At 68.4% G+C, this 2,858-nt stretch carries 1 protein-coding gene and 2 rRNA genes; all 3 read left to right on the forward strand.

The window, feature by feature from the left end:
* Positions 1–1,442: ribosomal RNA gene (locus tag VF468_11620) — 23S ribosomal RNA — on the forward strand; the annotation flags it as partial.
* A 69-nt stretch (positions 1,443–1,511) separates the two neighbouring features.
* Positions 1,512–1,628 (forward strand): 5S ribosomal RNA (rrf, locus tag VF468_11625).
* Between the two features lie 479 nt (positions 1,629–2,107).
* Positions 2,108–2,773, forward strand: coding sequence for a hypothetical protein (locus tag VF468_11630; protein HEX5878949.1), 666 nt, complete (start codon positions 2,108–2,110; stop codon positions 2,771–2,773).
* Positions 2,774–2,858 lie beyond the last annotated feature (85 nt).

Raw genomic sequence — 2,858 nt, forward strand, 5'->3', positions numbered from 1 at the left:
ATCCGGGTCGGGAACAGCGTGAGGTGGGCAGTTTGACTGGGGCGGTCGCCTCCTAAAATGTAACGGAGGCGCGCAATGGTTCCCTCAGCACGGTTGGAAATCGTGCGTAGAGCGCAAAGGCATAAGGGAGCCTGACTGCGAGACTGACAAGTCGAGCAGGGACGAAAGTCGGCCTTAGTGATCCGGCGGTGGAGAGTGGAATCGCCGTCGCTCAACGGATAAAAGGTACTCCGGGGATAACAGGCTCATCCTTCCCAAGAGTCCACATCGACGGAAGGGTTTGGCACCTCGATGTCGGCTCGTCGCATCCTGGGGCTGGAGTAGGTCCCAAGGGTTGGGCTGTTCGCCCATTAAAGCGGTACGCGAGCTGGGTTTAGAACGTCGTGAGACAGTGAATATCGCGCTGTCTGTAAATTCGGCTAAATGCTGGAAACTCCGGATGCATCCTGCGGTACCTCCGCTGTCACACTCGAACGGTAACGTTCGAGGACATTGGAGGTGACAAACCGACAGGTGGGTGGTCCAAGTGACCGCGCCGGACAATCAGCAGGAAAGGCTGGACGACTACCTAGCGGGATACGTCGACGGGGAAGGAAGCTTCCACGTCGCGGTCCAACGGAACCCGTCCACACGGTTCGGCTGGCAACTCGTTCCTGAGTTCCACGTCAGCCAGAACCCTGAGCGAGCTTCGATCCTCGAGCTCTTGCGAGCCAGACTCGGCTGCGGCCGGATCCGGCGGAACGCTCGAGCCGGTGGTCGGGACAGGTCGCTCGTCTACGTGGTACGGAACCGCAACGATCTTCTGACGAAGGTCATCCCGTTCTTTCGAGCCCACCCCATCCTCAGCGAGAAGCGCCTCGAGTTCGAGACCTTCGCCGTGATCGTGACGGCGATGGAGAACCGGGAGCATCTCTCGCCGGAGGGGTTCCATCGGCTCCTCGACCTCGCCGTCAGCATGAACGGTGGAGGCAAGGTACCGAAGGCTCGATTGGTCATCCAGAATCCTCAGAGGCCATACGCCGAACACGGGCATTAGCCCGTGAAGAGATGGTCCGACCCCCATGGCGACATGGGGAGCCAGGCGGAACAGAAACGACCTGGCCGCCGGGTGGCGCACCAAGGCCCACCCGGAGGTAACAGAAGTGTCGGTCCCTATCCTCCGTGGGCGTAGGAGATTTGAGGAGAGCTGTCCCTAGTACGAGAGGACCGGGACGGACGAACCTCTGGTGTGTGAGTTGTCGTGCCAACGGCATTGCTCATTGGCCACGTTCGGAAGGGATAAGCGCTGAAGGCATATAAGCGCGAAGCTCGCTCCAAGATGAGATCTCCCACAGGGTTGACCTGGTAAGGCCCCCGGCTAGACGACCGGGTTGATAGGCCGGAAGTGGAAGCACAGCAATGTGTGGAGCTGACCGGTACTAATAGGCCGAGGACTTGGCAACTACTTTCTTGTTGCACGCGCTCGCTGTGTAGTTCTGGAGGTTTCCGGTGTACCGGAGGCTCCAGAGCGTTTCGGTGGCCATAGCGGAGGGGAGACACCCGGTCCCATACCGAACCCGGAAGTTAAGCCCTCCAGCGCCGATGGTACTGCCCGGGAAGCTGGGTGGGAGAGTAGGTCGCCGCCGAGACTCTTCACGAAGCGCCGCCCCAGAGGCGGCGCTTCGTCGTTCCCGGGGTCGTCCGCGATCCCGGCGTGCGCGTTCCCGCCGGTTCCGGCAAGATGCGGCCCGTGGAGGACAACCAACCAAACCCGGGCCGCCCGCCCCGCCGGCCAGCCCCGCCGGGTCGACGCTCCGGAGGCGGCCAGCGCCGCGACCCGACGCCCCGCCGTGCCGGCCCGGAGCGGCCGGTTCGCGGTCGCGAGGGCCGACCGGCCCGCACGGGGTCGGGGGCTGGGTCCGGTGGCCGCAACACCGCTGGCCATGGCCGTGGCCGGGGCCGTGGCGTCGGCACCGATGGCGGTGGCGGCGCGCGTTCTGCAGGTCGCGACGGTGGGCCGCCGCGGGGTGGTGCCGGCGACCGTCGACCCCGTCCATCGGCGGCGCGCGCCCCTCGCGGGGATGGTGCGGCGGCGGGGATCGAGGAGCTGGGCGTCGGGGTCGGCGAGGTGCTGCCGGCCGAGGCGCTGGACGAGCTGCGGGAGACGGCGCGACCCCATGCGTTCGCGGACGCCGCCAGGGCGCTCGCCGAGGCGGTGGTGGCGCTGGCCGAGGAGGGGGATCCGGAGGCGGCGGTGCGGGCCGCTCGGGCGGCCAAGCGGGCGGCGCCGCGGGCGGCCAGCGTGCGGGAGGCGCTGGGGATCGCGCTGTACCAGGCGGGCGACTTCCGCGCCGCCCGGACGGAGCTGGCCGCGGCCCAGCGCATCTCGGGCCGGGGGGACCTGGACGCGATGCTGGCCGACATCGAACGGGGGCTGGAGCGGCCGGAGCGGGCGATCGCCATCTTCGAGCGCAGCGACCGGGCCAGGATGGAACCGGACACGGCGGCCGAGCTGCTGCTGGTGGCCGCCTCGGCCTACGGCGACCTGGGCCAGCCCGGCGCCGGGGTGGCCCTGATCCGGCGCCATGCCCGCTGGCCGGCCGAGCTGGCCGACCACCACCTGCGCCTGGCCTACGCCGAGGGCGCCCTGGCCGAGCAGGCCGGCGATCCCGCCCGGGCCCGGGCCGCGTTCACCCGCGTCGTCCAGGCCGACCCCGACTTCCACGACGCCGCCGACCGCCTCGAGCGCCTGGAGGCCTCCGGCGGACCAGCCGGGACCGCTGGCGGCACCTAGGGGGACCGTTGCCGCCGCCCAACGCCGACACCGTCTTCGTGCGCTGCTAGCCGTCGCCGGCGGCGCGCTGGCGCTGCTGGATCCA

The organism is Actinomycetota bacterium, from assembly GCA_036280995.1.
Lineage (GTDB): Bacteria > Actinomycetota > CALGFH01 > CALGFH01 > CALGFH01 > CALGFH01.